The 26067-nt window shown below is 66.0% G+C and carries 16 protein-coding genes; 6 read left to right on the top strand and 10 right to left on the bottom strand.

The genetic code is table 11. The annotated features are described in order from the left end of the window. Positions 1-40: 40 nt before the first annotated feature. Positions 41-670, bottom strand: coding sequence for an MlaC/ttg2D family ABC transporter substrate-binding protein (locus tag FFS21_RS27380; RefSeq protein ID WP_137927843.1), 630 nt, complete (start codon positions 668-670; stop codon positions 41-43). A gap of 208 nt (positions 671-878) precedes the next feature. Here FFS21_RS27380 and hpnN point away from each other — a divergent pair, with 208 nt between their 5' ends. Both hpnN and FFS21_RS27390 read left to right on the top strand, forming a co-directional pair. Further along, the gene (hpnN, locus tag FFS21_RS27385; RefSeq protein WP_137927844.1) at positions 879-3602 is read left to right on the top strand and encodes a hopanoid transporter HpnN; all 2724 of its coding nucleotides are present in this window, start codon (positions 879-881) and stop codon (positions 3600-3602) included. Between the two features lie 85 nt (positions 3603-3687). Beyond that, on the top strand, positions 3688-4482 hold the full coding sequence (locus FFS21_RS27390) for an MlaA family lipoprotein (RefSeq protein ID WP_137927845.1): 795 nt from the start codon (positions 3688-3690) through the stop codon (positions 4480-4482). Positions 4483-4768: 286 nt separating this feature from the next. On the opposite strand, the gene FFS21_RS27395 is transcribed toward FFS21_RS27390, so the two are convergent. From FFS21_RS27395 to FFS21_RS27435, 9 genes are all read right to left on the bottom strand, one after another. Further along, positions 4769-6523 (bottom strand): sensor histidine kinase, encoded by a 1755-nt coding sequence (locus FFS21_RS27395; protein ID WP_249359693.1) that lies wholly within the window; start codon positions 6521-6523, stop codon positions 4769-4771. Between the two features lie 56 nt (positions 6524-6579). Further along, positions 6580-7281, bottom strand: a complete 702-nt coding sequence (locus tag FFS21_RS27400) for a response regulator transcription factor (RefSeq protein WP_137927846.1) — start codon at positions 7279-7281, stop codon at positions 6580-6582. Between the two features lie 248 nt (positions 7282-7529). Continuing rightward, positions 7530-8900 carry an exopolysaccharide Pel transporter PelG gene (gene pelG / locus FFS21_RS27405; RefSeq protein WP_137927847.1) on the bottom strand — a complete coding sequence of 457 codons (1371 nt, stop codon included), beginning with the start codon at positions 8898-8900 and terminating at the stop codon, positions 7530-7532. 1 nt (position 8901) lies between these two features. Then, on the bottom strand, positions 8902-10518 hold the full coding sequence (pelF, locus tag FFS21_RS27410) for a GT4 family glycosyltransferase PelF (protein ID WP_137927848.1): 1617 nt from the start codon (positions 10516-10518) through the stop codon (positions 8902-8904). Continuing rightward, positions 10515-11501, bottom strand: coding sequence for a tetratricopeptide repeat protein (locus FFS21_RS27415; RefSeq protein WP_137927849.1), 987 nt, complete (start codon positions 11499-11501; stop codon positions 10515-10517). Before FFS21_RS27415 ends, pelF begins: the two co-directional genes overlap by 4 nt. A gap of 14 nt (positions 11502-11515) precedes the next feature. Continuing rightward, complete coding sequence (locus FFS21_RS27420; RefSeq protein WP_137927850.1) at positions 11516-12997, bottom strand: PelD GGDEF domain-containing protein; 1482 nt, start codon at positions 12995-12997, stop codon at positions 11516-11518. A 20-nt stretch (positions 12998-13017) separates the two neighbouring features. After that, positions 13018-13566, bottom strand: coding sequence for an LpoB-related protein (locus FFS21_RS27425; RefSeq protein WP_137927851.1), 549 nt, complete (start codon positions 13564-13566; stop codon positions 13018-13020). Positions 13567-13635: 69 nt separating this feature from the next. Further along, positions 13636-17808 (bottom strand): tetratricopeptide repeat protein, encoded by a 4173-nt coding sequence (locus tag FFS21_RS27430; protein ID WP_137927852.1) that lies wholly within the window; start codon positions 17806-17808, stop codon positions 13636-13638. Continuing rightward, positions 17771-20638: a bifunctional glycoside hydrolase/polysaccharide deacetylase family protein gene (locus tag FFS21_RS27435; RefSeq protein ID WP_137927856.1), complete on the bottom strand. Its 2868-nt coding sequence runs from the start codon at positions 20636-20638 to the stop codon at positions 17771-17773. The genes FFS21_RS27430 and FFS21_RS27435 overlap by 38 nt, the downstream gene beginning before the upstream one ends. 937 nt (positions 20639-21575) lie before the next feature. Here FFS21_RS27435 and FFS21_RS27440 point away from each other — a divergent pair. From FFS21_RS27440 to FFS21_RS27455, 4 genes are all read left to right on the top strand, one after another. Further along, complete coding sequence (locus tag FFS21_RS27440; RefSeq protein WP_039009350.1) at positions 21576-21779, top strand: cold-shock protein; 204 nt, start codon at positions 21576-21578, stop codon at positions 21777-21779. A 393-nt stretch (positions 21780-22172) separates the two neighbouring features. Next, positions 22173-23006 carry a presqualene diphosphate synthase HpnD gene (gene hpnD / locus FFS21_RS27445; RefSeq protein WP_137927853.1) on the top strand — a complete coding sequence of 278 codons (834 nt, stop codon included), beginning with the start codon at positions 22173-22175 and terminating at the stop codon, positions 23004-23006. Positions 23007-23076: 70 nt separating this feature from the next. Then, complete coding sequence (shc, locus tag FFS21_RS27450; protein ID WP_137927854.1) at positions 23077-25086, top strand: squalene--hopene cyclase; 2010 nt, start codon at positions 23077-23079, stop codon at positions 25084-25086. 5 nt (positions 25087-25091) lie between these two features. After that, a complete protein-coding gene (locus FFS21_RS27455) occupies positions 25092-25778 on the top strand; it encodes a phosphorylase (protein ID WP_137927855.1) in 687 nt (228 codons plus the stop codon). The last annotated feature ends 289 nt before the right edge of the window (positions 25779-26067 follow it).

The following is a 26067-nucleotide window of genomic DNA, read 5'->3' on the forward strand; positions in this document are numbered from 1 at the left end:
TCTCCCGCCATGCGGGAGAGGGGAGAACACCCCCCCTACCTCACCGGCTGTTGTGACTGGTCAGATACTTGATCAGCCCATCCACGCCATCGCGTGCGACGATGTCCGCGAACTGCTTGCGGTACACCTCGATCAGCCACGCACCCATCATGTTGATGTCGTAGATCTTCCAGCCGTCACCGCCCTTCTGCAGGCGGTAGTCGATCAGCATCTCGTCCCCGTTGTTCAGCACCCGTGTCGCCACTACGGCGTCGTTGGCGTTATTGCCTGACTTGGCCGGCTTGTACGTAAACTTGGGACTTTGCTCGCGCAATTGCGACAGCGAGATGGCATAGCTGCGTACCAGCAGCGCGGTGAACTGCTCTTGCAACTGTTTCTGTTGTTCGGGCGTGGCCTGTTTCCAGGCATTTCCTACTGCCAGTCGCGTCGTGCGGCCAAAGTCCGTGTAAGGCAGGAAGTCGCGCTGGACGACAGCGGTAATTTTTGCAAGATCGCCCGAGCGGGTCTCCGGATCGGTCTTGATCTTGGTGATCACACCCTCCACCGCGGACTGGACCAGCTTGTCCGGTGCGGCATTGGACTGCGCGTGCGCGGGGGAAACCACGGCGACCATGGCCACGGCGGCGATGGGCGCGATGATTGCGGCGGGGAACATTGCGTAACGGTTCATGAGTCTTCGATGCACTGCGGCCGGGGTGGCCGGTCGGGCCAGTATATAGCGGAACGGCGAGCCGCTCGGCACGTGGGCGGGTTGCCGAACCAGTGCGCTGCACAAGGCGCCAAACATCATAGGGAAGGTATCCAGCCGCTATACTCCGGTTGCCGCCCGCCGCGCCCCAGGCGCCCTGCCGAAGGTGGACGCAATAGATACAGGACTCATGATCAGACCCCTGCTGGTTCGCACCGTCAAATTCGCCACCGTTCACGCCTGGCTCGTGATCGGCATTTCGCTGCTGCTCACCGCCGCCAGCGGCTTCTACGTCGCGCGCAATTTCGCCATCAACACCGACATCAGCAAGCTGCTGGAGTCCGACGCGCCCTGGGCAACGAACGATGCGGCGATCAGCGCCGCATTCCCCCAGCGCGACAAGATGATCCTGGCCGTGGTGCAGGCACCGGCCAAGGAACTGGCCGATGCCGCCGCCAACGAACTGGCCGCTGCGCTGCGCGACGAGCCGAGCCGTTTCAACGCCGTGGGCCAGCCCGGTGCAGGGGCATTCTTCGAGCGCAACGGGCTGCTGTTCGCAGACCCGGCCAGCGTCAGCGAGATGGCCGACAAGCTCACGCAGGCCCGGCCGCTGCTGAACAACCTCGCGCACGATCCCACGCTGCGCGGGCTGTCGGACCTGCTGACCACCACGCTGGCCCTGCCGCTGCAGCTCGGTCAGGTCAAGCTGTCCGACATGGACAAGCTGCTGGGCGAAAGCGCAAAGACCGTGGACGGCGTATTGGCCAACAAGCCCGTGGCGCTGTCGTGGGCGGGACTCGTCGACGACAGCCTCAAGCCGAATGCCGATGGCCGCGCGTTCAGCTTCGTCACGGTCTCCCCCGTGCTGGACTACAGCGATCTCAAGGCAGGTGCCGGCGCCAGCGATGCCATCCGCGCCGCCGCAGCAAAGCTCAAACTGGCCGAGCGCTACAACGCCCAGGTGCGCCTGACAGGCCCGCAGCCGCTGGCCGATGACGAATTTGCCTCGGTCAGCGAGGGGGCCGCGCTCAACGGCATCCTGACGCTGCTGGTGGTGGTCGGCATTCTGTGGATGGCCCTGCGCTCGGCACGGCTGATCACGGCGGTGCTGGTGAGCCTGATTGCCGGCCTGATCATCACGGCAGCGCTGGGCCTGCTGATGGTAGGCGCGCTGAACATGATCTCGGTGGCGTTCGCGGTGCTCTTCGTGGGCCTCGGCGTCGACTTCGGCATCCAGTTCGGCGTGCGCTACCGCGCCGAGCGTTGCGAGCATGGCGACCTCAACGAGTCGCTGACGCTGGCCGCGCGCGATGTGGCCGGTCCGCTGACGCTGGCCGCCGCTGCCACGGCCGCTGCGTTCTTCTGCTTCCTGCCCACCGACTATCGCGGCGTGGCCGAACTCGGCAAGATCGCTGGGGTGGGCATGTTCATCGCCTTCGCTACCACGTTCACGACACTGCCCGCCCTGATTCGCGTGCTGGCGCCGCCCGGCGAGAAGGAAATGCCTGGTTTCGGCTGGCTGGCCCCTGCGGACGCGTTCTTCGAGCGCCATCGCAAGGGCACGCTGGTGGGTGTGCTGGCCGTGCTCGTGGCGGGTGCCCCGCTGCTGCCGCACCTGCGTTTCGATTTCGATCCGCTGCACCTCAAGGACCCGCATTCGGAATCGATGGCGACGCTGCTGGCGCTCAAGGATGCTCCGCAGGCCGGCACCGACGATGTCAAGGTCCTGGCCCCTACGCTCAAGGATGCCGAGCAGATCGCGGCGAAGCTCTCCAAGCTGCCCGAGGTCGAGCGCGTGGTCACGCTGAAGACCTTCATTCCCGACGATCAGGCGCCCAAGCTCGCCACGATCGCCGCGCTGAACAAGACGCTGATGCCAGTGCTCACGCAATCGACGGCAACGCCTGCCTCCGATGCGCTGCGCGTGGCCTCGCTGCGCAACGCGTCGCGCCAGTTGTCGCTGGCCGCGCTCGATCATCCGGGGCCCGGTGCGGCATCGGCGGAACATCTGTCGCGCGCGCTCAAGCAACTGGCCGATGCCACCCCGGCCGTGCGGGACCGTGCCGAGCAAGCCATCGCTTTGCCGCTGCGACTGGCACTGGCCTCGCTGCAGCGCACGCTCCAGCCCGAGCCGGTGACCCGCCAGACGCTGCCGCCCGAACTGGCGCGCGACTGGCTGGCGCCGAACGGTCAGGCGCTCGTCAACGTCAGCCCGAAGCTGCCGCCCCCGGGCGCGAAGAACGACGCCGCGCGCGAGGCTGCGCTCGACCAGTTCATCGCCACCATGGCCCGTGTGCAACCCGATGCCACGGGCGGCCCGATTGCGATCAAGGGCTCGGCCGATACGATCATGACCGCGTTCATCCACGCGGGGATCTGGGCCGTGATCTCGATCACGGTGCTGCTGTGGATCACGCTGCGCCGCGTGGGCGATGTGGTGCGCACGCTGATCCCGCTGCTGGTGTCGGGACTGGTCACGCTGGAGCTGTGCGTGATCTTCGGCATCTCGCTGAACTTTGCCAATATCATCGCGCTGCCGCTGCTGCTGGGCATCGGCGTGGCGTTCAAGATCTACTACGTGATTGCGTGGCGCCACGGCAAGACCAAGCTGCTGCAGTCGAGCCTGACCCATGCGGTGCTCTACAGCGCGGCCACCACGGCCACGGCGTTCGGCAGCCTCTGGTTGTCGCACCATCCCGGCACGGCCAGCATGGGCAAGCTGCTGGCACTGGCGCTGGTCTGCACGCTGGCAGGCGCCGTGTTCTTCCAGCCCATCCTGATGGGACGCCCCCGGCGCGAGCAGCCGGGCCGGCCGGAGCCGCTCGGTCCGTCTCTTCCCCCACTCACGGTGGCTACGACCATGGCACAATCTGCCGATAATTCAGGAGCCGATTCAGGAAAATCGTCGCGCTAGCACGCGACCTCGGCAATCAGGATGGTTGGCCAGCGTTTCCGGCGACCGTCTCCACGACAAGAACCAAAAGACCGACCGTCTCACCATGCTCTCCCGCAACGTTCTTCCCCGCAGCGCGCTGGCTGCCGCCGCGCTCTGCGCCCTGACCACCGGTTGCGCAACCGGCCCCAATGCGAATCCGCAGGACCCGCTCGAACCGATGAACCGGGCGATCTTCACGGTCAATGACAAGGTGGACACCTACGTGGCCCAGCCGCTGGCCAAGGGCTACCAGTACGTCACGCCCTCCCCGGCGCGTGCGGCCGTGACAAACTTCTTCAACAACTTCTCGGACGTGGGCAACTTCGCCAACAACGTGCTGCAGCTCAAGGGCGTGGAAGCGGCCGAGACGATGATGCGCGTGGCGATCAACACGGTGCTGGGCATCGGCGGCCTGATCGACATCGCCACGGCAGCAGGCATTCCGCGCCATTCGCAGGATCTGGGATTGACGCTCGGCTACTGGGGCGTGCCGGCTGGCCCGTACCTGGTGCTGCCGCTGTTCGGGCCCAGCTCGATTCGCGACGGTATCGGGCTGGCCGGGAGCTTCTACCTGGACCCGGCACACTATTTCGATCCGGCGTGGCGCAATACGATGTTCGGCATCAACGTGATCAACGTCCGCGCGAACATGCTGGGCGCCACCGACCTGCTTTCGCAGGCCGCGCTCGACAAGTACGCCTTCGTGCGCGATGCCTACCGCCAGCGCCGGCAATACCTGCTGAGCGGCGGCGGGGATGAATTGCCGACATACGACGATGACGAGGATTCGGCGCCGGCCGGGGATAAGGCGCCTGCTACGCCAGCGACGCCGGCTCCGGCGCCGGGGATGGCGAAGTAGGACTTCTCCCCTGTTGGTTTGCTCCCCTCTCCCTCTGGGAGAGGGGTTGGGGAGAGGGCTGGAGGGTCTGCTTGCCGATGTTGTCGTAATCTGAACGGCCGGCCCTCTCCCCCGCCCCTCTCCCGCTTGCGGGAGAGGGGAGAAAACCAAAAGAGAATTCAAGCGTCTGGAAAACAAAAAAGCGCCCGCGCCGGGGCCCGGCGCGGACGCGAAGACCAGCGGATGCGGTATCCGTGGCTCGACAGATCGTAGGCAATTTTTGAGTGTTGGATTGCCAACAATTGTGTCAGCCCGCGCGGCTGCGTAGCGGCAGCCAGATCGAGAACGTGGCGCCCTCTCCCGCATCGCTTTTCAGCATGACGCGCCCGCCGTGCCGTTCGGCCACGGTTTTCACAAAGACCAGTCCCAGACCGCTGCCCGATGGCGCATCGTTGCCCTGGGCATGCACGCGGCTGAATGGGCGGAACAGGCGCGCCTGCGCCTCAAGCGCGATGCCTGGGCCCTGGTCGATGACATCGATCGCGATATACGGTCCCAACCGGTACAGGCTCACCTTGACCGGTGCACCGGGTGGGCTGAACTTGATGGCATTGCTGACGAGGTTGGCCACCGCGCGCACCAGCAGCATTGGCGAGACACGCAGCGCCACGCCCTCGGCATCGAGATCCAGTTCGAGTTCGATGCCACGCGTCTTGGCCAGGGCCCACATCTCGTCGGTGGCATCGAGCACGAGCGTGGTCACCTCTACGTCGGCAAAGACCAGGTTCTGCGATTCGGCCTGTGCGAGCCGGATGAAATCATCGGCCAGCGCCAATGTGCGGTGCGCATGCTCGCTGATGCGGCCCAGCAGTTCCGGTTGCGGCAAGGCGCGCTCCGCGCGCGACTGCATGTCGATGAGCGCGAGGATCGATGCCTGCGGCGAGCGCATGTCGTGCGACAAAAAGTGCAGCGTCTGCTCGCGCTGGCGCTCGGCGCGCCGCACGGTGGTGATATCCACCAGGCTGACGATGACGCCAGCCGGGCGCCCTTCCTCGCCGTGCAACGGCGCGCCGTGGAGCAGGTAGCGCCGGTCGTCCTCGGTGGCCAGTTCCACGCCATGCGAGTCGGAGGACGACATCACGGGCGCATCGGCATCCAACGCACCGCACAGCGCATCCCAGTACGCCAGCCCGGGGCCGGGCACCGGGAACAGCGTCTCCACCACATCGGGCAGCCCCGGGCGGTCGAGTCCGCCGTAGGCGTCGTCATAGAACCCGTCATCGCCCCCGAATCCGCCCTTCCCGCTCAATGCGCCCAATCCTGCAGGCTGCGGCAGGTCGTTGATGCCCTGCAATACCGCAGGCACCAGCGCCACGGCGCGGCGGTTGGCCACCAGGATGCCACCGTCGAGATTGCAGATGACTGTGGCCTCGGGCAGGCTCTCCAGTCCATCCGAGAGGAAGCGCCGCATGTCGCGCAGGCGCGCCGTCATGTCGTACACAGCCTGCATGCGGCCATCGAGCGAATGATCGACCCGCGTCGGCGCTGCCAGCAGGCCCGGCTCGCGTCCCAGCCGCACGAGTTCTTCCGAGAGAAAGCGCAGTGCCGCCTCCTGGCGCCGCCAGCTCCATAGCGGATAGACCAGCAGGCAGCCAAAGACGGCGGCAGACGGCGCGAACCACAGGTGCACGCTGCCCACCAGCGTGATGCTGCCGCCGATCAGCGCGGCCACGAGCACGACCACCGCAATCAGCGCGTCGCGCGGCGTGAGCACCCAGGCGGCCAGCGCAGCCAGCAACACTGGCAGCAGCGTGGCGAACCAGCCGGCCAGTTCGGGCACGCGCAGGGTCTGCCACGCGTTGGCCGGGATCTCCATGGCCAGGTGCGGCTGGCTGGCGACGGCAAAATCGAGCAGGGCCAGGTCGGCGCGCTCGAACCAGTTGAAGCGGGCCACCACGGCGGTGACGCATAGCGCGGCCACGAGCAGCAGCACCCATTCCACACGGGTGCGGCGATGAAAGAAGGCGGCGGCGAACCTACCGGCCGCAGGTCTGGACGTCATGATCCACACCCTCCGCCGATGCAATGTCGTCACGCATCCCGAACACGCACTCCACCCTATGCATCGGCCGTGCTCACTGCCTCGAAGCGATAGCCATGCGAGTAGACCGAACTCAGGCGCACGCCATGCTCGGGCCGCAGCGCCAGCTTGATGCGAAGCCGCGAGATATGCGTGTCCAGCGTGCGCGAGCCGGCGTCCATGGCACGGCCCCACACGGCCTGCTCCACCACGTCGCGCGAGAGCAGCCGGCCGATATTGCGGAACAGGAACAGCGCCAGGTCGAACTCGCGTGGCGAGAGTTCCACACCCTGCCCGGCCAGCGCGATGGTGCGACGGCGTGCATCCACCACGTAGCTGCCCTGGCGCGTCAGTTCGTCGTCCTGCACCGCATCCGGGTAGGCACGGCGCAGCAGTGCGCGCACGCGGGCCAGGAACTCCGCCGGGCGTAGCGGCTTGCCGAGGTAGTCATCGGCGCCCACGGACAGCCCCGCCACGATATCGCCCTCGTCGATGCGGCTGGTCAGGAACAGGATGGGCGGCAGGCGCCCGGAATGCTGGCGCACCCAGTTGACCAGCTCGTAGCCGCTGATATCCGGCAATTGCCAGTCCATGAGTACCAGGTCGAACGACTGGTCCCGGAGCGCGCGCTGGAACGCAAACCCCGTGTTAAAGCTGGAGCAGGAAAACCCGGCTTCCTCGAGCAACTGGCGGATCTGCGCGGCCTGGGCGGCATCGTCCTCCACTGAGGCAATTCTCATTACTTCCCTCTGATGACTGCGGCCTGGTGTCGGGCTCGGCGGCGTCATGTTACCGGCATGGACCTTGATGCGTCGAGGCTACATTGGGGGGGCACCGCCGGCGCCGTTGTTGTGCGCGTGATGCGAGCGGGCATTATGGCTTGCGGGCGCAATGAAACCGTGCCAGAAAGAATCGCCGCCCGGCACTGGACAGTACGGGGCGGCGCTTTATCCACATGACGAGGATGGCTATTGGCGGCTATCCGCGGCTACTGGAGCATGTACGTTTCGTACTCCAGCCGGTCCAGCTTGCGATCCAGCAGGTACAGAGACAGCGCCACCACCACCAGCAGCGACACCGCGAAGCCATAGCCATACCACGCCGGACCCAGTTCCAGCGTCAGGCGCGTCAGCACGAAGTTCAGCACCACGAAGGTCCCGGTCAGCATCAGCACCTCGCGGCGGCGGTCCAGGTAGAAGTAGATGTTGAGCACGCCCAGCAGCACCACCTGCAGGCTGGCGCCGATCACGTCCACGTAGAGCAGCGGCAGGTACAGCTCCGAGATACCGAGCAGGTTCAGCAACCACCCGCCGATCACGAACAGCAGCAGCGACGCAATGGCCTGCACCTTGACGATCTCGTACAGGCCCAGGCGGATGGTCTGCACCATCGTGTTGCGCATGTCCTCGATGTGCTCCAGCGAGCTGCCGCCGCGCACCGCGTTGTAGAACGCGTCGTAGTACTCCACGAAATCGGTCTCGATGCGCACCAGGAACACGGCCATGCCCGGAATAATCGCCAGATAGGCCAGGAACACCGGGATGTCATAAATGATCGACGCATGCAGCGGCCCGATCACGGCCTGGCCCGTGGACGGCGCGTACCAGAACATGAACTTGTCGACCCAGATACCCAGGTTGTAGAACAGGCCGATGAAGATCAGGCTCGGGTACGAGTAACGCTTCTGGAACACCTCGAACGACATGAACCGATGGCTCGTGTAGTTCCGGTAGATCAGCGTGATCATGCCTACCAGCAGGCACAACTGGCCCGCCACAAAGCCGCCGAGCAGCCCTTCCAGCCCGCGCGAGCGCAGCGCCAGCGCCGCCAGCACCGTGATCGTGTAGCCGATGAAGAAAGTCCAGACGATGGCCTTGTACTGCTTCATGCCCGACAGGAAAATCGCCGCGATCCAGATATTGCTCATGATCACGAAGCCCGCGATCATCAGCAGCCGGTACAGCACGGACTGCTCCGGAAACGCCCAGACCGCGCAGGCCAGCCCGATGGCACCCGCCAACCCCGTAACCAGCAGTGCCACGGCGTGGTAGTTCGACAGCACCAGATCCCCACGGCGCTCGAAGAGGCGGTCCGACGTGAAGCGCGTGAACGACAGTTGCATCGGCCCGGTCAATATCAGGCTGCACGCAATGAGGTAGGTCACCGACACCTGGAACTGCGTGATCAGCGCGCCGGGAATCACCCATCCAATCGACAGCAGGCCGATCAGCAGGATGCCCAGGATCGACAGCACCCAGGGGCCCGAGCTGATCACGCCTGCGTACGCATAGGCGGAGAGCATGCCCGACAGGCTGTCCCGCCGGAGCATCTTGCGAAGTTCGAAACCAATACCGGCCATGTCAGCGTCCTCCCGCCTTGGCGGCATCCGGGGCGCCGCCGCCGTGATGCACCGGGCATCGCGCCGGGCCCGCGCCGCGCTCGCGACGCGTGTTATCCGGCTGCGCCATCAGGTCCGTATAAAGCGTGCGGTAGCTGCCCACCATCTGTTCCTGCGTGTAGTACTTCTCCACGCGCTTGATGCCCGCAGCCTGCGCCGCCTGCCAGCGGTCCGGATGCTGCAGCAGGTTGAGCGCCGCAGCCGCAAGCGCTGCCGGATCGGCAATGCGAACCACGCCACCGGCCGCGCCCAGTTCGGCATCCTCGCCGGGCAGGCCGAAGATCAGTTCGCTGCACGATCCCACGTCGGTGGTCACGCACGGCACACCGGCCGCAAAGCCTTCGAGCACCACCAGCGGCAGTGCCTCGGAAATCGAACTCAGCACGAGCACGCCCACCTTGGGCAGCAGGTCGTCGATCTTCTGGAAGCCCAGGAACTTGACCTTGCTGGCCAGCCCCAGGCTCTCCACCAGGCTGCGGCACTCGCGGGCGTATTCAGGATCCTCGTCCTCCGGGCCGGCAATCCAGCCTTCGGCTTCGGGATACTCGCGCACCACGGTCAGCATGGCGCGCACAAAGGTCTTGATGTCCTTGATCGGCACCACGCGGCCAATCAGGCAGAGCACCGGCGGCACGCCGGGCGCGCGCTTCTCGCGCAGGGCGGCCAGACGCGGCAGGTTGATGCCGTTCGGGATATTGCGCGTGCGCTCGGCCAGCGCGCCGTCCACGATCTGGCGGCGGCGGTTGCCCTCGTACAGCGCCGTAATCTCGTCACCGGCTTCGTAGCAGACGCGGCCCAGCGTTTCGAAGAAGCGCACCCAGAGTTCACGGAAATAGCTGATCTGGGAAATGTCGCGTTCGAAGATGTTGCGGTTGTCGCGAATCCACTGGCTCTGGAACAGGTCGATCTTGCGTTCCTTCGTGTAGATGCCGTGCTCCGACACCAGCAGCGGCCGGCCATTGCGATGGCGCAGCATCGCGCCAAGGAAGCCCGCGTAGCCAGTGGACACCGTGTGATAGACCTTGGCCGGAATCAGGCCATCGGCAATCCGCACCAGTTGCCACAGCGGCTTGTGCATGATGCGGATGGTCCAGAAGTAGTCGGTGAACGACGGGTCCGTGCAGAACTGGCGGTACTGGCCCGTGATGGTGTCCCAGGCGCGCTTGCTGTAGAGGAACGCGTCCTCGGACAGCGCCCCGCCCTCGCGCAGCGCGGGCATCAGTTCGCGGATCAGTTCACCAGCCTCGGCTTCCTTGCCCGGCTCGCGCAGCAATTCGTGCAGGCGGTCCGAGCGGTCGAATGCACCGGCATCGCCCGAGGTGCCATGCACCATCGGCGGCGGCGGGAAGTCGTACAGGAAATGGGTTTCCAGATGCACGACGTTGTCGGGCAGCGTGTAGGCCATGTCGCCATAGTCCTGCCGGCGGCTGCCGATGAAGACGATGCCGAAGCGGATGTCCGGGAATGCGCGGATCATCTGGTTGACCCAGCTCGACACGCCGCCGCTGACGTATGGGAAGGTGCCTTCCAGCAACAACATGACGTCGGCGGACGTCCCCTTGACCAGAATCTCGCTCATGATTGCCAATACCGCAGCAGGGGCCGCACCAGCGGGAGCGGCGAAGGACTGTCGAAAGCCGCCATCAGGCGGCGCACCGCGGCGTAGTCGCGTTCCAGGTAGGCAGCCTCGGCCAGCAGCGGCAGCACGCGCTCGTTGGCAAAGCCCAGCGCTTCGGCGCGGGCCAGGAACTGGCGCGCCTCGCCCGGTGCATTGCGGCTCAGCGCCAGCCGGCCGCGCATGTACCACAGCGCCGCATTGGAATCGTCGATCTCGAGCGCCGCGCTCGCGTAGCGTTCTACCTGGCTGGCCGTGTAGCGGTACACGTCGCCCTGCACCAGGTTCTGGTAGATCAGTTCCCAGTACAGGTCGGCCAGCCGCTTGTTGATCTCGCCGCGTGCCTGCGGCGTATCGGCCGCCTCCAGGCGCGGCAGCTCGGCCAGGATCTGCTGCGTCAACTGCTTCTCGGCGCCATCGAGCATGCCGTAGGCCAGCAGGCGGATGTCGTCGGTGCTGTCGGCCAGCAGTTCGCGCAGCACGGGGCTTGCCGTACGCGTGGGCATCGACTGCATCGCCACCAGCGCGGTCATGCGCTCCGGCAGCGGCGCACGCGTGTTGCCAAGCTGCGCGCGCAGACGCGCCCCGCCGCCGTGCGTCACGCGCTGGATCAGGTGAGTGACGAACTGCGGCAGCGCCACCGACGCAATGCCGGCGCTGTCACCCTTCGCACGGAACAGCTTGGAAAACAGCAGGCTGCCCAGGCACACCAGCGTGCCGCCCAGCGGTACGAAAAAGCAGAACGCCGCCAGGTACGCGTAGCTCCACACGAACGGCGCGCGGAAGCGGCGCGGCAGCAGGCGCCACAGTGCCAGCCCCAGCAGCGCCGAGGCCAGCAGCTGCAATCCCAGGAAGGACAGCAGCAGCGGCAGGCCCGTGCCCCCCTTGAACAGCAGGTACAGCGCGGCGATCTGGACGGTCGTGCCGCCGATGGTCAGCTTGCCCATGTCTCAGTGCTCCCTCAGCCCGGCTGCGCCTGGCCCGCAGCCGGCGCGGCACCGGCTGCGGCTTGCGCACCCGGTGCGGCCGGCGCAATGCCGTCCAGGTGGCAGCGATGCAGCAGGCGCACCAGTGCGTCTTCCGCTCCAGCGGCGGGCACCGGCAGCGTGTAGACGCCGATGTGCGCGCTGGCGAAATCCGTACCGAACTGCGCGCGGAGCATGTCCTCGATCCGCACCAGGTAGGCCGATACGGCCTGGCTGTCAGACAGCGGCATCAGCGTCAGCATGGCGCGCTGTTGCGCACCGTGCGCGGGCCAGGCCACGTCCAGCGCCCGGCGGCTGCGCACCACCTGTTCGAACAGCGCGTCGCGCGCCTCGTCCAGGTCGAACACCAGCGCCACCACCGAGCTTTCGATACCGGTCTCGCGGCGCAGGCGCGACAGGCGCGCATAGTCCAGTGCGAACGCATACGGAATGGCCGGGGCCAGTTCCTGAATGCCGTGCGTGGCACGGGCATGGTCCACGCCATCGGCGTAGTAGCCCATGAGCACCATCAGCAGCTGCAGGTTCTCGTACGTCAGCGACAGGAACGGCATACGCTCCACCACCAGCACGCCGATCAGGCGGTCGGAGCCCGCCAGCACCGGCGCCACGGCCACGTAGCGCGTCTGCGCATCCTGCTGCAGGCCGTTGGATTTCAGGTGGGCCAGTTCATGCGTGTCGAGGCAGTGGCGGACCAACGGATCATCGATATCGAGTCCGAACGCGGGGCCGATGGAGGCCACGGCGTCGGGCAGGATGGATTCGCCATCGCATGCGTACAGCGCGGCGGCTTCCACCTGGCACGCCTGCGCCACCACTTGCAGCATCGGCTGGGCACCGGCCAGTCGATCCGTATGTCCGAGGCGGGCCACGTCCTGCATTGCCACGGCGCGCAGTTGCGACAGCGTGTCGCGCAGCGTGGTCGGGCGGGCCAGCAGGTCGTTCTCCAGCCGGGCATGCGAAATGCGCAGCAGGTAGTGGTTCTTGGTCAGTGCGGACAAGCGCTCGTCGAGGTAGCGGTTCACGGCGCGCGCACGCGCCAGGCGCGTGTTCCACACGTCGCCGAACTGCCCGGCCACGAGCACCATCAGCAGGCCGCCCAGGTAGAACAGGCGCGGGAACGCCAGCGTGGCGTATGCCCCGAGGTTGCCGAAGAAGAACCAGCCCCCCAGCAGCATCAGCACCGCGCCCACGCCCACCAGCGTGCCGTAGCGCAGCGCCAGGATCACCGGCAGCAGCCAGGCCCACGGAAAGCCTATGTCCAGCAGCAGCGGATTCTGCGGGAGGATCGCCCAGGCGATGGCCATGGCCACCACCATCACGACGATCATCTCCAGCACGGCTGCCGCCCCGCTCCCCGCGGGCGCCAGCCAGCGCGCATAGCGTCCGCCGAGGCTGATGCCCTGCCCCTTGCGAGCCGTCTGGCGCGTGTTATCGGCGGTGTCTGCCACGCTTGTCACCCGTCCTTTGTCTTGCGATCTCAACCTTGCATCAGCGGCGCCAGCAGGCGACGCAGCAGCTTCTGGGCCACGCCCGACAGCGATTCACGGCTCCAGCCGGCATTGCTGCCCGTGGCCGACCACACCACCTGGCCCGTTGCCACATCGATCAGTTGCAGCGAGATGCCCACGGCCGGCTCGCCATCCACGCCCACCTTGTAGCGCCATTCCTGCACGGCGCCCGTCAGGGCATAGCGTGCGCGCTCGGTGCGTGCCCAGTCCAGTGCCTTGCCCACCGATTCGCGCTCGGCCGGTTCGAACAGCGTTTCCGGGTTCAGCGACGCCGGGTAGCGCTTCAGGTTGGTCACGCCGCCGGTCTTCAGCAGCGATTCGGCGATGGCCTCGGCGCGCAGGCCAGCCTGCGGCGTCTCGGTGTAGTTCACGATCGGCAGCACGGCCACGGTGTCGCCAGCGGCCATCTGCGGCGCACGGCCCACGTCCGTGACAGCGCAACCGGCCAGCCAGAGCGCAGCGCCGGTGGCGGCGCACCAGGCCATCAAGCGGCCCATGCGGTTAGTGGTTTTTTTCATGTCGATTCCCCTCGTTACCTTGAATTTCGTTAAACGTTCAACAATCGATCAGCCAACAATCATCGGTCATCAGTAGAGCCAGCGATAACGCAGGCCAACCTGGGTCAGCGGCGTACCCGTGGTGCGGGCCGCGGTGTCGTGCGAGACAAACAGCGAAAGATGATCGTTGCCGAGCACCGATCCCGCCACACCCAACTGGCCACGGAAGTTGTGACCGGCGCGCGTGTCGTACAGGGCGCCCACTTCCATGAACGGCCGCCACTTGCGCGTGTAGTCGTCGATCAGGTCAGTACCGAAGCCAAACAGCACGCCGGCCTGGGTAAAGCTCTGCGGCATGTAGAACGTCGGGTTCGCCTCGTCATCATCGGGCGGCAGCAACCGCTGCAGCGTCGGCGACAACGTGCCGCCGTTGGTGCTGTAGATGCCACGCGTACCGACGATGCGCACCGTGTAGTCCGGGTATTGTGTGCGGATGCGATAGCCTGCCTCGACGTCGAACACCGTGCCATGACCCAGAGCCGTGCGGTCCTGTCCGTAGAAATGGTTGTACTGCACGCGCCCGCCGATAAACTCCCGCAGGCCCAGCCGCCACGTCGCGCCCAGTTCCGCTACGTCCTTCATGCCACCCACGCGCAGTTGCGAAGACTCGTCGGCCGGCTGGTTGTACCCGATCGTGCCGGTGTACTGGATGCGTCCTTCCTGGTTCCAGTTGCCGGTCAGTCGCGCCGTGGTAAAGCTCTCCAGGCCGTCGCGACGACCCACGCCGAGCAGCCAGTTCTTCTGGCTGTCGCGGTAGTTCAGCAGCAGCTCGGCGCGGCGATCCATGCCTGGCACGCCCACCATCTGCGTGGGATCGAGCGAGCGCTGGTCGCGGAACACGCCGCGCAGGCCCACCGCATAGCCGTCCCACAGGCGTGCGCTGCCGGCCAGACTGTACTCGTAGAACTCCAGCGGCTTCTGGCGCTGGAACGACACGCGCGGCTCGATGGCCTGTGCATTGAACAGCAACGCGTCCTGCAGCGTTTCCTGCAGCGTGTTGTCGGTGCGGGCCAGTTCCTGCGTCTCGAACGCCTGGGTCTGCGCGGCGGACAAGCGGTCCAGCTGGCGGTTGGCCTCGATCTGGCTCGTCACGGGCACACGGCCAGCCTGGCGCTCCATGATGCGGTCCAGCTGGTCCATGTCGTTGCGATCGAGGGCGATCGTGATCTCGGCATAGGCGGGACGCTGCAGCCGGTTGGCGTACTGCCGCGCCAGCCATGCGCGCGCGAGTTCGTTCGATTCCGATGACATCGCCCAGGCCAGCGCGACCTCGCGGCTGGCAGCGGAAATCTGGCTCTGGCGGCGGTCCTGCGCCTCGGCGACTGCGGCAGGAGGCGCCACTTGCACCGGAGGCAGGCCCGGCACGTCGCCCAGTTGCGATGGCGATTTCGCATCGCCGGGCGCGGCGCGGCGCGCGGCCACGTCGGCGCGGTCGCGGCGCAGCATTTCGATCACCAGGCTGCGCGATACATCGCCCGAGGCAAAGATCTGCCCCAGCGCCACCTGCTGGCGGCGCAGGTCGGCGCGCACGGGACCGTCCGCCGTGTCGTCCTCGTCCTCGCGTTCGGCAGCACTGGCCCAGTTTGCACCGCCCTCACCCCATGCGTGGTGCAGGCTGACCCACGCCTGCCGGCGGATGCGCCAGGCCGTGGACGTCTGGCCGATGGCATCGTAAGCGTCGGCAGTCAGACCCAGCCAGAGCGGGTCGGCGTTCTTGCCCTGCTGCATCTTGTTCAGATAGTGCAGCGCGGTACGGCCATCCTGGAATCGCATGGCGCCTGCGGCATACGCGCCCCACAGGTTCGGGTCCTTCTCCGCGCTCGGCTTCAGACGCTGCATCACCGCGCGCACTTCACTGTCGGTGCCGGTGTCGACCAGCGCCCACAGCAGTGCGCCGAACGTTTCGCTATCCGCATCGGGCTGTCCGGCAGCCCGGCGCAGGTCGTCCATGGCGCGGTCGCGATTACCGGTCAGGCGCCAGTATTCCGACCGACGCATCAGGAACAGGGCCGACGATTCGGCTTCGGCTCTCTGTTGAGGCGTGAGGTCGGCCAGCAGCCGGTCGATGCGGCGATAGGCATGGGCGCGCGTGTAGTAATACATCGCGAGCTGGAGGTCGTCGAGCTTGCCGCCCTTGCGCCAGCCGGCTTCCGCGATACGCCCGGCGTCGATCGGCGAGCGGTCGTAGTACTGGACCATGTTCGCGAAGTCCGCTTCCTCGGTATCGCGCACTTCCGCAATACAGTCGTTGCGCGCGGCACCGGGTGGCAGCTGCTGGCAGTGATCGTCATGCTTTGCGGCCATGGCGATCATCATCTGGCGATAGCCGTCCTTGAGCAGGTCTTCGCGTTGCGTCAGGCGGGCGAGCTCGGTGAACGAACGCCAGTACAGCAGATCCTGCGGACCCGCCTGGCTGCGCGCCGGCAGCAGCGCATCCATCGCCTCCTGCAGACGGCCCCGCACGAACAGCATGTTTGCGCGCTTGACCGCGTAGCGGGGCCGGGCGCCGTAGCGCGTCTGCAATTGCCCGTAGATCTCGAAGGCACGGTCGTCCTTGCCCGCGCGCTCGGCCAGCTCGGCGTTGCGCTCCATCACCTGCCGGCCGTTGGGGCCATTGGACAGTCCGTCGAGGAAGGCCATGCCGGCTTCCGGCTCTCCCAGTCGCTCATAGGCCGCCACCACCTCGTCGATGACCTTCAGATTGCCGCCGCCAGCGCGATGGCGCAGTGCAGCCAGATAGGCACGGTCGTCGTTGAGGCCCGGCGCCAGGCGCATGACGTTGTTCCACGCGCGTTCGTCGTTGGTAGCCTGTGCGTACTGGAGCCAGCTTTGCAATGCGATCGTGGGCTGGCGGTTCCACTCCGCCACCTGCGCCAGACGCTCGCGCCAGATCGCATCGCCGGGCAGCTTCTGCACGGCGGTCTGCGCCACGTTCTGCGCCTGATCGAGCTTGCCGGCGGCCAGGAACACGCGATACGCGAGGTCGTAGTCATCCGCGTTGAACGACTTGCCTGCAGCCACGGCTTCGGCCACTTCGGCCTTGGCGGCGGCCTGTGCTTCGGCCTGCGTCGGGTTGCCGGGCGCCGGCTTCGGAATCACGGCCGCTGCGGGCACGCTGGCCTGCACACGGCGCATGCCGAACTCGGCCATCTGTTCGCGGCGGGCCGCGCCGCGCGGGCCGTCCAGGTATTCGTAACGGCGTGCGAGCCACGGTTCGGTGTCGGAAACGCGGCGAATTTCGGCGCGATTTTCCGCAAGCGCCTTGTCCTTGCGCAGTTCGGCCAGTGCGATCCGCGCCGCGCCGGACGGCATCGGCATGGCCGACAGCTTCAGCAACCGTTCGACATACTTCGCCGCCACGTCCGGCTTGTTGGCCGCCAGCGCCAACTTTGTCAGGAAGCGCAGCGTCTCGGGATCGTCGAGCAGGCGACCGCCGTGGCGCTCGGCCTGTATCAGTGCTTCATCCAGGAGGTTGCCGGCCTGCAGCGTCTGCAGCGCCTGCAGGAACATCGTGCGCTGTTCGTAGAGATTCTTCGCGCGCGACTGCGCTTCGAACAATGCCTGCGCGGCATCGCGATAGTTGCCGCCTGCCAGCGCAATGGTGGCCAGTTGCCGGTTGTAGAAGTCGGCGTTGGCTGCGTCACGCTGGGCCAGCGTGCGATACAGCACGTTGGCGGCATTGGCGTCCCCGATCTGGCGCGATTGCGTCGCCAGCGTCTGCAGATCGGCCATGGACCAGCGCTTCATGTAGTCCGGCGTAATGGCCTCCCGGAGCAGATCCTTCATGTGCGTCAGGCGCTCGCCGCGTTCGGCCGAATCCGGCTGTGCAGCATAGGCACGCTGTTGCGTGATCTCGATGCGCGTACGCAGGATCTGGCCGCCCAGGTCCTGGCCCTGCACCGCCAGCATGCGTTCGAGCATCTTCTCTGCATCGTCCAGGCGGCCGCTGCGTGCGTACTGTTCGGCCAGCACGCTCATGAAGTTCGTGTCGTTGGGCGCCACGCGCGACCACGCTTCGAGGTAGGCCACGGTCAGGCCATCGACTGTGCGGCCCTGGCCGAGCAGGCGCTCGCGCAGCGTTTCGCGCGGGAACATCAGCGCCAGGCCCACCCCCACCATCGCGGTAAAGGTCAGGACCAGCGCCGGCGGCAAGAGCCGCTCGCGCTCAGGCGCCGCAGCGGACTTCGACTTGTTGCTGGACATTGATCGGATCATTCACCGCAGGAGTATCGAAACGCAGCGTGTTGTTCTCGCGCACGCCACGGGCTGGCTTGCCATCGATGGTCACGCTGCACTGGCCGGCATTGGCAAGCCGGAAGAACGGCTTGTAATAGCCGGAGAATGCAAAGCGGGTGGTGTTGCCGTCGCGGCGCCAGTTGCGCACCAGGCCGTTGGCTTCGGGCAGTTCCGGCACGGCGCGCGTATCGGTCGGCACGAAGCCGAAGCGTGCGTTGCCGCCATCGAGATGCACGTAGACGCCGCCGCCCGGCGCCGGAGACCAACCCGTCACGCCCGTTGCCGTGGCAACGTCAGGCACGCCGGCACCGGTCCAGCGCAGGTTGCGCAGGTTGCCGTCGCCGCGCACGACCCACGCGCCGCTGGCCGGTGCGCCATTGGCGCCATCGCCCAGTTCGCGCGCCACGGCCATGCTTTGCCAGTCGAGCACCTTGAGCACGTAGTCCGTCGAGTGCATCGGCAACAGGTTCTGCGTCAGCACGTAGTCATACACCTTGCGCAGCGACTTGAGCGAAGCCGCCTTGGTGCCCGCATAGCTGTGGTAGTAGATGTTCACGGCCTTGAAGCGGTAAGGCTTCTCGGTCATCTCCCAGGTTTCGATCACGCGCTCGAAGCCGTAGTACGGGCCACGCCACAGGTTCGTGTAGACGTTCTCGTTCTGATTGGTCGCAAATACCTGGAACGTGTTGTCGGCCTTGTGGATACCTAGCGGCGCGATGGCGGTCCAGGTGGGATTGCTGCGCGTGATCAGCGTATCGCCGCCGTTCATGTTCAGCACGCCCGCAGCATCGGTAAGCTTGATCGCTTCCGGCGGTGCCTGGCAGTCGCCAGGCCAGAGCAGCATCTTCACCGGCTTGTTCGGCGACAGCACGCGGTTGATGTAGTCGATGGAGCCACCAATCTCGCGGTTCAGGTCCATCTTGTAGCCCGGAATCGCGAGGTGGAATTCCTCGTCGCCTTCGGTGACGCGCGCCTCGCTGTTACCGCCGGGTACCGTGCGGCCCCATTCGAACGGATGCGAATACGTGTGGCTCGCTACCTCGACGTACGGCTGCGCGAAGATCTTGCGCGCGATCGGTTCCAGTTCGGCGCTCAGTTTCGGGTACATGCCCGACTTGCCCACTTCGCCCTCGATCACGGACATGGTCATCGGCAGGCGATAGCGGTCGAAGATTTCCCGGAACAGCACCTCGCCGGAGAAGCCGCCACCTGGAATCTCCGCCTTCGAGGCAAAGCCGTCGCCATCGATATGGATCGTCAGCAGGCGGCGCCCGCTCTCGGTGGTGGTGTCGGGCACCGGCATAGGCTGCAGGCGCAATGCCTCGCGCAGGAAATCCAGCGGCTGGACGATCCAGCGGTCCTGGTCACTCGACGAATTCTGGCGGATCGCGTAATTCTGACGCACGGCGTACGGGCCGGTCACATAGCCGCCCCACCTGGTGATGGCCGCGGCGTCGTAGGTCACCGTGCCCGCGCGCAGGCGCAGCAGCGAGCGTGTACCGGGCGCGCCATCCTGTACCTGCACGGCGACGGCATCGGTGGCATCGGGCGCCACGGGTTGCTCGAAGCCCATCATCTTGTCCTGCGACACGATGCGCACCGGGCTCGTCAGTCGTCCCTTGACCGTCTGCAGGCCCATGTTCCGCAACAACGGACTGCTGGCGGGCATGCCGAAACCGTTCATGAACGCCACCGGCACACCCTGCGCGCTGACTTTTTCCAGCCAGGTCTGAAAGCGGCCAGCGTTACGCTGGAAATAACCGTTCGCCCAGACGACCACGCCCGCATAGCGGTCTGCCGTGACGTCCGGCAGCTCATCGCGCGTCTCGGCGAAATCGACGCGATAGCCGAGGTAGTTGAGCGGCATCGAGGCGAAACGCACGCCCTCGCTATTGTCGATACTCACGCCCGGCTGGCTTTCCTGCACCACTAGCACGCGGCGCGGCATGACCTCGATCGCGCCCACACCCATGGTCTGCAGGCCCGAATCGGTCACGTACGGCGTAATGCCGAGCGCGCGGATGCGGCGCGCCGTATCGCGCTGGCAGACACGATCGCCCGGCGGGCAATAGTCGATGGAAATCACCGGCAGGCGGTACTGCTCACGGACGATGCGCGCCTGGTTCAGCAGCCAGTCGCGATCCTGCTGGCTCACCTCGGTATAGGCGCCCTGCGACTGGTTCCAGCCCCGGAACAGCGATTCGAACACCACGCCGTAGGCCAGCGTGTTCACCTTCGGCAGGATCTCGAAGCCACGGTTGAACAGCAGCTTGGCCTCCGGATACCGCGCCTTGATGGCCTGGATCACGCGCACCATGCCGGCTTCCTGCGCGGCGCGGGCGTCATCGGTCTTGGCCACGAGGTGATAGGAGTCCAGCGTATCGAGGAAGAAGCCACGGTAGCCGCGATCCCACAGCGGCTTGATGACACGGTCCACGTAGAAGGCCGGCCAGCCCTCGGCGGACTGGTCCACCACGCGCGCATTCCACGCGTCGTTGCTGCCTGTCAGCCATGCCTTGGGAATATCGTTGAAGTAGCTGCGGTTCGGCAGCACCTCACCCACGCTGATGTAGGCGAACCAGGCCGTGCTGGGTGTCTTTGCCATGCGCGGATCGAAGCCGCTATCGGGCTCCACCACGGCAATGTCGAATGCCTGAAGCTGGTCCACAGGCGGTTTCGCACCGTAGTGGAATGCCACGCTGGGCGCGGCGGGACCAGGCTGGACGGCGCCCTGTGGCACCTGGGCAAGCGCCTCCGTCGAAGGTGCCAGCGTGCCCAGCGCAACCCCGCCAAGCATCGCCACTACCGCAACGCCGAGCAGCACGTTACGGCAGCCGCGCGCCAACGAGCGCCTCGGCACATCGGAACCAACATTCTGGAAAAGCCCCCGGATAGATCGCTGCAATCGCTTCACTGGCTGTTACCCGCTTCTTCTGTTCTGGATCGGCGCGCGGTTGTCTTTGCGCGTCCGCTGGCCCCCGTTTGGCCCCGTTTCGGCAAACGGCCCCGCATTATGAATGCCGCACCTCGATTCGAACTAGCGTTTTTACTAGTTGCCGGGCAGGGCGGATGCTAGGCCATCCGTTTCAAAAAGAATGTCAAAAATTGTGCCTAAATGTCGCTGACATACCGGCGTCACAAGCGCAGGCCACCCTGCCGGACCTTGTGGCATCGAACAACTGGCAAACACTGAAGTTGGTGCTGGACGAGCGCAAGACGCCCGGTGGTTCTGGCTAGTTCTGGAATGACATCTGATTCCCCGTTTCTGGCGTTGGGTGCCTGCGCACCCGGTTCCGGCATCTCGGCATTGCTGCTGGCCACCGGATAATGTTTTAACCTGTATTGTCCCGGCATCATACTTTGGTAGCCATAGTCCATATGGAGTAAGCAAGGATGGTGTCCTTTGTGGCAGGCACCCCCTGCCCTTGCCGGCTACCCTCCTCATTCGTACCGACTACCGATACCGCGGATATGCAATGCCCCATGTCATATCACCTGACCATCTAATCTGATGTCAGACAAACCCGGAATTGATGTAGAAAACTCTAATATCTGCTGTTTGCATGCCGAAACACCGTTAGGGGGTAAGTCCGATTGACACGCAGAAAAAAAACGGCAGAATGACTCCTCGCATGTGCATCGGCCTGTAGCTGTTATTGCTCCGGTTCGTAGTGGGCAACATGCTTTGGCGGGCAATCAAGCTCATCTGAAATTCAAGGTTGGATATAGCAAATATGGAAACCGGTACCGTTAAGTGGTTCAACGACGCCAAGGGCTTCGGCTTCATCACCCCGGACGCAGGCGGCAACGACCTGTTCGCCCACTTCTCGGCGATTGAAGGCAATGGCTTCAAGTCGCTGAAGGAAGGCCAGAAGGTCCGCTACGTCAAGGCCATGGGCCAGAAGGGCGAGCAAGCCACGAAGATCCAGGCTGTCTAAGTCAGGATTGGCGGGCCGAGTTTCTGGCCTGGGAGCCCCGCTTCGGCGGGGCTTTCTATTTTGTAGAAAAGATAATCGTTGCAATGGATGAAGATCTACCGGCCGGTCGATTTATTCCAAACGATTCAAAAGCGGTGTTCTTTTCGTATTTGCCGGTTCGCGCAGCAAGACATTGCGACGGCCGGGCAGCAACGCCCAGTGCGCGCAACGAACTGGCGCAATGATTCGGTTTTGCGCTGGCGGGGAGCCTTCCTTCCCGGCGTTCTCATGTGCTCAAGGGGCCACACAGCAACAGCAGGGCCAAGTTGCTATAATCGCCCGACTCTGAAAAACCCGAAACCAGGCCGGAAGCCGTACCCATGAGCCTGACATATAGCGCGCCGAGGAAAAACCGTGGCCGGTACTGAAATCGCAACGCCTGGCCCTGCCGTGTCTGCTGGTAGTTCGTTCCACACGGCCATGCGCATCCTGCCCGTGTCCCAGCGGCAGGCCATGTTCGAGATCTACGCGTTCTGCCGCGCTGTGGATGACATTGCCGACGGCGACACGCAGCATGCCGACCGCCTGGCAGCGCTGGAAGACTGGCGCGCCGACATCGCGGCCTGCTATGCCGGCCAGGCGCCCGCGCACCTGCGCGGACTCGACGAGCAGATCCAGGCGTTCAACCTGCAGCAGCAGGATTTTCATGACGTCATCGACGGCATGATCATGGATGTCGTCGCCACGATCGTTGCACCGGACGCCGCCACGCTGGATATCTATTGCGACCGCGTGGCGAGCGCCGTGGGCCGCCTGGCAGTACGCGTCTTCGGCATCGAAGAGCGCCCGGGCATCGAACTGGCGCACCATCTGGGCCGCGCGCTGCAACTGACCAATATCCTGCGCGATCTCGACGAAGATGCCGAGATCGGGCGGCTCTACCTGCCGGCCGAAGCGCTGGCGGCTGCCGGCATTCCGGTCAGCACGCCGCGTGCGGTGATCGACCATGCCGGTATCGACGCGGTTTGCCGTGGCATTGCCCGCGATGCCCAGGCGCACTACGACGCCTCCACATCGATCATGGCGCGCTGCCCCTCGCGTGTGGTGCGTTCGCCGCGCATCATGTACGACGTCTATCACGAGATCCTGACGCGCCTGCTGGCGCGTGGATGGCAGACGCCGCGCGTGCGTGTGCGCGTTCCCAAGGCCAGGCTCGCTTGGATCGTGCTGCGGCACGCCATCGCCTGACCCCCGTTTGTCGTCGATGCGTGCGGCGCCGGCCGCCGCATCGCCCAGAAAGAAGCGCCCTCAAGATTTGATGAACCAGGCTGCAACGATCACCATTTCCAGGAACGACGCACAGCGCGCCAGCCAGCGCCGTGCCGCCCCATCCACCCTGCCCGATCCGCTGGATGACAGCATCGCGCACGCCGTTGATGCGCTGCTGGCCCAGCAGCAGGCCGATGGCCATTGGGTGTACGAACTCGAAGCCGATGCCACCATTCCGGCCGAGTACATCCTGATGGTCCACTACCTGGGCGAAACACCCGACCTCGTACTCGAAGGCAAGATCGCCAATTACCTGCGCCGCATCCAGGGGACGGACGGCGGCTGGCCGCTGTTCCACGCCGGAGCGCCGGATGTCAGCGCCAGCGTCAAGGCGTACTTCGCACTGAAGATGGCCGGCGACGATCCCGAGGCCGCGCACATGCGCCGCGCGCGCGCCGCCATCCACGCGATGGGCGGCGCCGAGGCCAGTAACGTTTTTACGCGCACGCTGCTCGCACTGTACGGTGTCATGCCGTGGCAGGCGGTGCCGATGATGCCCGTGGAAATCATGCTGTTGCCCGAGTGGTTTCCGTTCCATCTGTCGAAGGTGTCGTACTGGGCGCGCACGGTGGTCGTGCCGCTGCTCGTGCTGAACAGCCTGCGTCCGAAAGCCCGCAACCCGCGCAAGATCGGTATCGACGAACTCTTCCTGCGACCAGCTCAGGCCACGCGGCTGCCGGCGCGCGCGCCGCACCAGAGTCCGCTCTGGGTCACCGTATTCCGCGCGCTCGATGCCGTGGTGCGCGTGGCCGAACCGCTGTTTCCGCGCCGCATGCGTCAGCGCGCCATCGAGCGCGCACGGGCCTTCACGGTCGAACGGCTCAATGGCGAGGAAGGGCTGGGCGCGATCTTCCCGGCGATGGTCAACTCCGTGATGATGTTCGACGTGCTGGGCGTGCCCGCGAACGACCCGGACCGTGCCATCGCGCGCAAGTCGATCGACAAGCTGCTCGTCATCCGCGATGACGAAGCCTACTGCCAGCCGTGCCTCTCGCCCGTGTGGGATACCTCGCTGGCCAGCCATGCGCTGCTGGAGGTGGGCGAGCCGCGCACCATTGCCGCGGCGTCGCGTGGGCTGGACTGGCTGGTGCCGCTGCAGGAACTGGAGTTGCGCGGCGACTGGACCGTGCGCCGGCCCGACGTACGACCCGGTGGCTGGGCCTTCCAGTACGCCAACCCGCACTACCCCGATGTGGATGACACCGCCGTGGTGGCCGCCGCGATGGATCGCGCCGACCGTGGCGATTGCTCGAACCGCTACACGCCCGCCATTGCACGCGCGTGCGAATGGGTCATCGGCATGCAGAGCGGCAATGGCGGCTGGGGCGCGTTCGAACCTGAGAACACGCATCTCTACCTGAACAACATCCCGTTTGCCGATCACGGCGCGCTGCTGGACCCGCCCACGACCGATGTCTCGGCACGCTGCCTGGCAATGCTGTGCCAGCTCGGCCAGATGCCCGCCAACAGCGAGGCGGCGGCACGCGCGCTGCGCTACGTGCTCGACGAGCAGGAGGCGGACGGTAGCTGGTTCGGCCGCTGGGGCACCAACTATATCTATGGCACGTGGAGCGCGCTGTGCGGCCTGAACGCGGCCGGCATCGGCGCCGATGCGCCCGAGATGCAGCGCGCCGCGCAGTGGCTGGCTTCGATCCAGAACGAAGATGGCGGCTGGGGCGAATCCGGCGACAGCTACAAGCTCGACTATCGCGGCTATGAGAAGGCACCGAGCACGGCGTCGCAGACTGCCTGGGCCATGCTCGGCATGATGGCGGCCGGTGCGGGACATCACCCCTGCGTGGCACGCGGCGTGGAATACCTGCTGCGCACGCAGGCCAGCCATGGTTTCTGGGACGAGCCGTATTTCACCGCCGTGGGATTCCCGCGCGTGTTCTACCTGCGTTATCACGGCTACGCGCGCTTCTTCCCGCTGTGGGCGCTGGCGCGCTTCCGCAACCTGCTGCGCGACGGCAACCACGCCGTGGCGTGGGGACTGTGACCGCCATGGGCACGCCGCAATCGCTCGTCGTGGCGCTCAGCGGCATGGATTTCGAGGCCCGCATCGCGGCGGGCGCCGGCGTCGAGACGATGTTCGGCCACCGCGACGTGATGCTGGCCCGCGCGCTGGATATCCGGTTGATGCAGGGCTGCGCCGGGCTGATCAGCTTCGGCGTGGCGGGCGGGCTCGATCCCACGCTGCCGCCCGGCACCGTGATCGTCGGCACCGCCGTACGCAGCGGCGCGCACTCCTTCAGCACGGCTCCCTACTGGACCGCCGCGCTGCGGCGCGCGCTGCCCAACGCCGTCTGCGGCCTGCTGGCCGGTGCCGATGCGGCGGTCACCGCCGTCGATGACAAGCGCGCGCTGCACGACGCCCACGGTGCGCTGGCTGTCGATATGGAATCGCATATCGCGGCTCGCGTGGCACACACGCATGGCATTCCGTTCGCCGCGCTGCGCGTGGTGATCGACCCCGCCGACCGCGCCGTGCCGCCGCTGGCCGTGGCCGGCATGGGCGACGATGGCAGCACCGATGTGCGCGCCATCGTGCTGGGCCTGCTCAAGGCACCCAACCAGTTGCCCGGGCTGATCCGCCTGGGCCGCGATGCCGCCACCGCCAAGGCCGCCCTGGCCGACGCCCGCCGCGCTGCGGGTGCCCGGTTCGCGCTGCCTGCGCTTGCGGCTGTCTGATTCGATCTTGGCGGCTGTCTGAGGCCGCCTTCCTGTCTTTCCCTCACCCCCAGCCCCTCTCCCGCCTTGCGGGAGAGGGGAGCAAACCCATCAGCTAGAACGATAACCGTCGCTATGCGCTCCCCTCTCCCATGGAAGTGGGAGAGGGGTGGGGGTGAGGGCATGCGGTTCAATTTGCGACCTGTCAGCGATTGCACCGCTGACCCTCTCCCCCAGCCCCTCTCCCGCCTTGCGGGAGAGGGGAGCAAACCGACAGGGAGCGCTTGCGCGCCCGCACTTGCCTCCATCT

This window comes from Cupriavidus sp. 2SB, assembly GCF_005503625.1.
Classification (GTDB): domain Bacteria; phylum Pseudomonadota; class Gammaproteobacteria; order Burkholderiales; family Burkholderiaceae; genus Cupriavidus.

Excerpts from the sequence above, each read along its gene's own strand:
- pelF (WP_137927848.1), bottom strand. The coding sequence starts at position 10,518 with ATGAGCGAGATTCTGGTCAAGGGGACGTCCGCCGACGTCATGTTGTTG.
- FFS21_RS27390 (WP_137927845.1), top strand. The coding sequence starts at position 3,688 with ATGCTCTCCCGCAACGTTCTTCCCCGCAGCGCGCTGGCTGCCGCCGCG.
- FFS21_RS27400 (WP_137927846.1), bottom strand. The coding sequence starts at position 7,281 with ATGAGAATTGCCTCAGTGGAGGACGATGCCGCCCAGGCCGCGCAGATC.
- FFS21_RS27435 (WP_137927856.1), bottom strand. The coding sequence starts at position 20,638 with ATGCTTGGCGGGGTTGCGCTGGGCACGCTGGCACCTTCGACGGAGGCG.
- FFS21_RS27455 (WP_137927855.1), top strand. The coding sequence starts at position 25,092 with ATGGGCACGCCGCAATCGCTCGTCGTGGCGCTCAGCGGCATGGATTTC.
- FFS21_RS27430 (WP_137927852.1), bottom strand. The coding sequence starts at position 17,808 with ATGTCCAGCAACAAGTCGAAGTCCGCTGCGGCGCCTGAGCGCGAGCGG.
- pelG (WP_137927847.1), bottom strand. The coding sequence starts at position 8,900 with ATGGCCGGTATTGGTTTCGAACTTCGCAAGATGCTCCGGCGGGACAGC.
- FFS21_RS27380 (WP_137927843.1), bottom strand. The coding sequence starts at position 670 with ATGAACCGTTACGCAATGTTCCCCGCCGCAATCATCGCGCCCATCGCC.
- hpnN (WP_137927844.1), top strand. The coding sequence starts at position 879 with ATGATCAGACCCCTGCTGGTTCGCACCGTCAAATTCGCCACCGTTCAC.
- shc (WP_137927854.1), top strand. The coding sequence starts at position 23,077 with ATGAACCAGGCTGCAACGATCACCATTTCCAGGAACGACGCACAGCGC.
- FFS21_RS27440 (WP_039009350.1), top strand. The coding sequence starts at position 21,576 with ATGGAAACCGGTACCGTTAAGTGGTTCAACGACGCCAAGGGCTTCGGC.
- FFS21_RS27395 (WP_249359693.1), bottom strand. The coding sequence starts at position 6,523 with ATGACGTCCAGACCTGCGGCCGGTAGGTTCGCCGCCGCCTTCTTTCAT.
- FFS21_RS27415 (WP_137927849.1), bottom strand. The coding sequence starts at position 11,501 with ATGGGCAAGCTGACCATCGGCGGCACGACCGTCCAGATCGCCGCGCTG.
- FFS21_RS27425 (WP_137927851.1), bottom strand. The coding sequence starts at position 13,566 with ATGAAAAAAACCACTAACCGCATGGGCCGCTTGATGGCCTGGTGCGCC.